The organism is Citrobacter sp. wls757, assembly GCF_005280935.1.
GTDB classification, from domain to species: Bacteria; Pseudomonadota; Gammaproteobacteria; order Enterobacterales; family Enterobacteriaceae; genus Citrobacter; species Citrobacter portucalensis.
Map to the genome: position 1 here is coordinate 291,739 of NZ_SZWU01000015.1, position 6,803 is coordinate 298,541.

Genomic DNA, 6,803 nt, shown 5'->3' on the forward strand with positions numbered 1-6,803 from the left:
GTGCCATTTCGGCAACGTCAGCGGTGGCCTCAATAATTTGCTGGCTGAGTTGTTGCTGTTGAGCACGTAATTTCAGGCGTTCGCCAACCATCTCCCCCTGGTGGCTTAACGATCGGGCGATTTCTTTCTCCTGCTGTTCAATGGCAGAAGTATCAAAGCCCTGTTCACGAAGGGTTTTGAGTAATGTGGTTATTTTCAGACTCTGGGCGGTTAACATTCTCCCCTGAGCCAGCCACATATTTTCATTGTCTGCGGTGGTCAGATTTTGTGCGGAAAACAGTTCCCAGGCGCTGGCTTCGCTGAGCTGGCGTGCCATATCCATGGTTGGAATTAGCGCCTGGGTATTGGCCTGCTCAACCTGGCTGACAAAACGCAAGTTATACCAGCCTGTCAGCGTACTGATGAGAGTCAGTGCCGCCATCAGCGCAAAGCCTATCCACAGTCGTTTGGTCAGAGATAAATTCACTGTCTGGTCGCCACAGATTAAAAAGGTTGAGTCCAAAAGAGGAAAGCAACTAGGATAAAGCCTTATCAATGTTGAGGCTATCATGCGCGTATTGGTTTTCCTGTTAATCACGCTTTTTCCCGGTTTGAGTCATGCGGCTGGGGCCGCATTGCTGCGCTGGCAGGATACGCAGCAGGCAGTCCCGGAACTGCTATCGGACGTTACTGCAAACAAAGTCTGGAAACTGTGCGCGCTGTATCCCAGCCTGAAAGATTCCTATTGGCTTTCAGTGAATTACGGCATGCTTGAGGCGGCGAGAAAATACGGAGTAAGTCTGAAGGTGTTAGAGGCGGGAGGGTATCGTCAGTTCTCCACGCAAAAAACACAAATCGCCCAGTGCCAGCAATGGGGAGCAGAAGCCATATTGCTGGGTAGCAGCACGACGACTTTCCCGGATCTTTCCGCGCAGGTAGGCGCGTTGCCGGTCATTGAGGTAGTGAATGCGATAGACGATCCGACGGTGAAAGCACGGGTCGGTGTTCCGTGGTTCCAGATGGGGTATCAGCCGGGCCGCTATCTGGTCAAGTGGAGCGGCGGCAAACCGTTAAAGGTTCTGCTATTGCCAGGACCTGATGACGCCGGAGGCAGCCGCGAAATGGTGGCAGGATTCCGTCAGGCGATTGCCGGTAGTCAGGTGAACATCGTGGATGTGGCGTTGGGGGATAATGATATTGAAGTTCAGCGCAACCTGTTGCAGGAGATGCTTGAGCGTCACCCGGATGTCGATGTGGTTGCCGGTACGGCAATTGCTGCGGAAGCGGCGATGGGAGAGAAGCGGAATCCGGGGACGCCGCTAACCGTGGTCTCTTTTTACCTGTCGCATCAGGTGTATCGCGGACTTAAACGCGAAAGAATCATTATGGCTGCCAGCGATCAGATGGTCTGGCAAGGTGAACTGGCGATTCAACAGGCGATCAGGGTGCTACAAGGGCAACCGGTACCGGAAAATATCAGTCCGCCGATCCTGGTGCTCACCCCGAAAAATGCCGACAGCCAGCATGTTCAACGCTCGCTGTCTCCTGGCGGGTTCCGTCCGGTTTATCTGTATCAGTACACGTCGGCCGCTAAAAAATAACCTTCGCCGTGCTGTGTCACCAGTAAATCAGCCCGTAGCTTGTGGCGCAAACGGCGGATCAGTACATCTACGGTGCGTAAGTCTGGATTGTCTACCCGTCGTGCCGAAAGCATACGCAGTAAACGTTCGCGGCTGAGAATTTCCCCCGGATTGGTGACAAAGGCGACCAGCATTTCATACTCGGCGCGGGTGAGTTTGATCGTCTCATCGCCCAGCTCCAGGGTATGCCGGGAGACATTCAGGCAGTATCCGGCAAACTGATAGCAGTTATCTTTGGTCTCCGGCTGTGCCTGGCGGGCAAGATCGATACGCCAGAGCAAATTTTTAACCCGAACCACCAGTTCACGTAGCTCCAGTGGCTTGGTGACATAATCATCAGCGCCCATTTCCAGGCCAACGATCCGGTCAATTTGATCGCTACGACCTGTCACCAGAATGATCCCCACCGTTGAGCGTTCGCGCAGGGCGCGGGTCAGCATTAAGCCATTTTCGTCCGGGAGGTTGATATCCAACAGAATGAGATCGACAGGATGTTGTGACATTATTTCACGCAGACCAGCTCCGCTGGCGGTGACAGAGACATGATAACCTTCCTGTTCAAAATATGCCTGTAACCTCGCCTGGGTAACGGGTTCATCTTCAACAATGACAATGTGATGCGGCATCCTGATGGTGTTCTCTTTCTGTTCATATCTGTTCACATTGTGCCGTAAGCCATTCATCCTGACCAGTGTTGCTGTTCACATTTGAGAAATAAGATCCTCTGTAACTAAACCATAAGATTACAGGGGCTATTATGCGGAAACTATGGAGGGCGCTGCTCAGACCGAGCGCACGTTGGTCAGTGTTGGCGCTGGTCGTTATCGGGATTGTGGTCGGTATTGCGCTGATCGTCTTGCCGCACGTTGGTATTAAATTAACCAGTTCTACCGAGTTTTGCGTGAGCTGCCACAGTATGCAGCCGGTTTACGAAGAATATAAACAGTCTGCGCATTTTCAGAATGCCTCCGGGGTGCGCGCAGAATGTCATGACTGCCACATTCCATCCGATATTCCAGGCATGGTGAAACGTAAGCTGGAGGCCAGCAACGATATTTACCAAACCTTTGTTGCCCACTCTATTGATACTCCAGAGAAATTCGAAGCCAAACGCGCAGAGCTGGCGGAGCGCGAATGGGCACGAATGAAGGAGAACAACTCCGCGACCTGCCGTTCTTGTCATGACTATGATGCGATGGACCACGCGAAACAACATCCCGAAGCTGCGCGCCAGATGAAGATTGCGGCCAAGGACAACCAATCCTGTATCGACTGCCATAAAGGTATTGCGCACCAGCTTCCCGATATGAGCAGCGGTTTCCGCAAGCAGTTTGATGAGTTACGCGCCAGGGCGAACGACGATGGCGAGACGCTCTACTCTCTGGACATCAAACCTATTTATGCCGCCAAAGGTGATAAAGAACCTGCAGGTTCACTGCTGCCCGCTTCTGAAGTGAAAGTGTTAAAGCGTGACGGTGACTGGCTGCAAATTGAAATTGTGGGCTGGACCGAGAGTAATGGGCGTCAGCGCGTGTTGGCGCAACTGCCGGGCAAGCGCATTTTTGTGGCTTCCATTCGTGGCGACATCCAGCAGCACGTGAAGACGCTGGAGCAAACCACCGTTGCGGAAACGAATACGCCATGGAGTAAATTGCAAGCCACTGCCTGGATGCAGAAGGGCGATATGGTCAACGATATCAAACCTATCTGGGCTTATGCCGACTCGCTCTATAACGGAACCTGTAACCAATGCCACGGTGCACCAGAGAAAGAACACTTTGATGCTAACGGTTGGATTGGCACGTTGAACGGCATGATTGGATTTACCAGTCTGGATAAACGCGAAGAACGTACCTTGCTGAAATATTTGCAGATGAATGCCTCTGACACTACGGATAAGCCGCATGGCGATAAGGGAGAAAGCAATGAAAAATAACGATCTCTTTCAGGCATCGCGCCGACGTTTTTTGCTGCAACTGGGCGGCTTGACCGTAGCCGGTATGTTAGGGCCTTCGCTGCTCACGCCGCGTAGCGCTAATGCCGCAGAGGTGCAGGGGGCAGGCGTCAAAGAGGGGATTCTGACCGGTTCTCACTGGGGGGCGATTCGTGCCACCGTGGTTGACGGTCGTTTCATTGAAGCCAGGCCGTTCGAGCGCGATAAATACCCGTCAAAAATGATCGCCGGACTCCCGGATCACGTACACGGTGGAGCGCGTATTCGCTATCCCATGGTCCGCGTGGACTGGTTGCGTAAACGCCATCAGAGCGATACCTCGCAACGTGGAGATAACCGCTTTGTGCGCGTTTCGTGGGATGAAGCGCTGGATTTCTTCTATCAGGAGCTGGAGCGCATTCAGAAGACTTATGGTCCGAGCGCGCTGCTAACGGCCAGCGGCTGGCAATCGACCGGGATGTTCCACAATGCTTCCGGGATGCTGGCGCGTGCCATTGCGCTGCATGGCAACAGCGTGAGTACGGGGGGCGACTATTCCACCGGTGCCGCTCAGGTGATCCTGCCGCGCGTAGTCGGGTCAATGGAGGTATATGAGCAGCAGACTTCCTGGCCACTGGTACTCGAAAACAGCAAAACCATTGTGCTGTGGGGTTCTGACCTCATCAAAAACCAGCAGGCGAACTGGTGGTGTCCGGATCATGATGTCTACGAATACTACGAGCAACTGAAGGAAAAAGTGGCACGGGGCGAGATTTCGGTTATCAGTGTTGACCCGGTCGTCACCTCGACTCATGACTACCTGGGCCGCGACAAGGTTAAGCACATCGCCGTGAATCCGCAGGCTGATGTACCGCTACAGCTGGCGCTGGCACACACGCTGTATACCGAGAAGCTCTACGATAAGCATTTCCTCGAGAACTACTGCGTTGGGTTTGAGCAATTTCTGCCTTATCTGCTGGGAGAAAGTGACGGACAGCCTAAAGATGCCCAGTGGGCGGAAAAAATCTGCGGGATTGATGCTGAGACAATCCGTGAACTTGCGCGGCAGATGGCGGGCGGCAGAACGCAAATTATTGCTGGCTGGTGCGTGCAGCGTATGCAGCACGGGGAACAGTGGGCGTGGATGATCGTGGTGCTGGCCTCAATGCTCGGGCAAATTGGCTTACCCGGGGGGGGATTTGGCTTTGGCTGGCACTACAACGGCGCGGGCACCCCAGGGCGTAAAGGCGTTATCCTGAGCGGATTTTCTGGTTCCACCACCGTTCCACCGGTACATGACAGCACCGATTATAAGGGCTACAGCAGTACCATCCCGATCGCGCGTTTTATCGATGCGATTCTGGAGCCGGGCAAGAGCATCAACTGGAACGGTAAAACCGTCAAGCTGCCACCGTTGAAGATGTGCGTTTTTGCCGGGACCAACCCTTTCCATCGTCACCAGCAGATCAACCGTATTATTGAGGGCTGGCGCAAGCTGGAAACCGTTATCGCCATCGACAATCAGTGGACTTCGACCTGTCGATTCGCCGATATCGTATTGCCGGCGACGACCCAGTTTGAACGTAACGATCTCGACCAATATGGCAACCACTCCAACCGCGGCATTATCGCTATGAAGCAGCTGGTGCAGCCGCAGTTTGAAGCGCGTAATGATTTCGATATTTTCCGCGATCTTTGCCGCCGCTTTAACCGTGAAGAAGCGTTCACAGAAGGGTTGGATGAGATGGGCTGGTTGAAGCGCATCTGGCAGGAAGGAAGCCAGCAAGGGAAGGGACGCGGTGTTCATCTTCCGGCTTTCGACGTTTTCTGGAATCAGCAAGAGTACGTTGAATTCGAACATCCGCAGATGTTTGTCCGTCATCAGGCCTTCCGCGAAGATCCCGACCTTGAACCTCTGGGGACGCCGAGCGGTTTGATCGAGATCTATTCGAAAACTATTGCCGATATGCAATATGACGATTGTCAGGGGCATCCAATGTGGTTTGAGAAAATCGAACGTTCACACGGTGGGCCTGGATCGCAGCGTTGGCCGCTGCATCTGCAATCCGTCCACCCGGATTTCCGTCTGCATTCACAGCTCTGCGAGTCCGAAGCGCTGCGTAAGCATTACGCGGTAGGTGGCAAAGAGCCGGTGTTTATTAACCCGCAGGATGCCAGCGCCAGGGGGATCCGCAACGGCGATATAGTTCGTGTATTTAATGCGCGTGGACAAGTGCTGGCCGGCGCGGTTGTCTCCGATCTCTACTCGCCGGGCGTGGCGCGCATCCATGAAGGTGCCTGGTACGATCCTGATAACGGTGGAGAAAGCGGAGCGCTGTGTAAATACGGTAATCCGAACGTGTTAACCCTAGATATCGGCACGTCTCAGCTGGCGCAGGCGACCAGTGCGCATACTACGCTGGTGGAAATTGAGAAATATACCGGTAAGGTGGATAACGTGACGGCGTTCAGCGGCCCGATAAAAATGGTGGCGCAGTGCGAATATGTCCCGGCACAGAAGGTGACGTCATGATGAAACACACCTCCCTGACGACAGAACAGATGGCCTGTGTTTATGCATGGTTGGCGCAAATGTTTTCCCGGGAGCGTGACGGTGAGGGATTAGCGCAATTGCAGTCCAGCGAAATGACGGAGTGGTTCACCGTGCTCAAAGGTGAGCCGTCGCTTGAGGCCGATGTTCTTTTGCTGGAAGCGAAAATTGCCGCGCTCAAGGTACGTGAAGACGCTACCCTGGAACTGGCGGCTGATTTTTGCAGCCTGTTCCTGATGTCGGATAAACACGCCGCGTTACCCTATGCGTCGGCTCATCTTGAAGAAGGGCCAAACTACGGGGTCATTAAACAACTGTTATCTGATGCGGGCATGCAGGTAAGCGATACGTTTAGCGAATCAGCCGATCATCTGGCGATTTTTATCGAACTGCTGAGCCATCTGCATTTTTCTCTTGGTGAGCCAGGGGTTAACCGTCAGCGTATTGATGCGTTGCGCAGAGAAACGCTGGCGGGGCTGTTACGCTGGTTACCGGAGTTCACCGCTAAATGCCGCCGATATGATGACTTTGGTTTCTACGGTGCGTTGAGCCAGCTGCTGCTGGCATTTGTCAGGCTGGATCATCAGAACTGAGTGATGGCCTGAGCCACAGAAAAACGGGAGCACATTCGCTCCCGTTTTAACCCTATCACCGCACAACCAGCACCGGGCATTTCGCGTGGCGGACTACGGCTGCCGCC

The 6,803-nt window shown here is 53.8% G+C and carries 5 protein-coding genes and 1 pseudogene; 4 read left to right on the forward strand and 2 right to left on the reverse strand.

Annotated elements, in window-relative coordinates:
• Positions 1-466 (reverse strand): annotated as a pseudogene (locus FDW94_RS23810) (TMAO reductase two-component system sensor histidine kinase TorS); the annotation flags it as partial.
• Positions 467-548: 82 nt separating this feature from the next.
• Here FDW94_RS23810 and torT point away from each other — a divergent pair.
• A complete protein-coding gene (gene torT, locus FDW94_RS03220; protein WP_137377122.1) occupies positions 549-1,580 on the forward strand; it encodes a TMAO reductase system periplasmic protein TorT in 1,032 nt (343 codons plus the stop codon).
• Here torT and torR read toward each other — a convergent pair.
• Positions 1,553-2,245: a two-component system response regulator TorR gene (gene torR / locus FDW94_RS03225; protein WP_020996565.1), complete on the reverse strand. Its 693-nt coding sequence runs from the start codon at positions 2,243-2,245 to the stop codon at positions 1,553-1,555. The genes torT and torR overlap by 28 nt on opposite strands.
• Positions 2,246-2,376: 131 nt before the next feature.
• On the opposite strand from torR, the gene torC reads away from it, so the two are divergent.
• Genes torC through torD form a run of 3 tightly spaced genes read left to right on the forward strand, consistent with a single transcriptional unit; the run spans position 2,377 to position 6,696 of the window.
• Positions 2,377-3,555 carry a pentaheme c-type cytochrome TorC gene (gene torC / locus FDW94_RS03230; RefSeq protein WP_003831126.1) on the forward strand — a complete coding sequence of 393 codons (1,179 nt, stop codon included), beginning with the start codon at positions 2,377-2,379 and terminating at the stop codon, positions 3,553-3,555.
• Positions 3,545-6,085, forward strand: coding sequence for a trimethylamine-N-oxide reductase TorA (gene torA, locus FDW94_RS03235; protein WP_079934821.1), 2,541 nt, complete (start codon positions 3,545-3,547; stop codon positions 6,083-6,085). Before torC ends, torA begins: the two co-directional genes overlap by 11 nt.
• Positions 6,082-6,696 (forward strand): molecular chaperone TorD, encoded by a 615-nt coding sequence (gene torD, locus FDW94_RS03240; RefSeq protein WP_137377123.1) that lies wholly within the window; start codon positions 6,082-6,084, stop codon positions 6,694-6,696. Before torA ends, torD begins: the two co-directional genes overlap by 4 nt.
• The last annotated feature ends 107 nt before the right edge of the window (positions 6,697-6,803 follow it).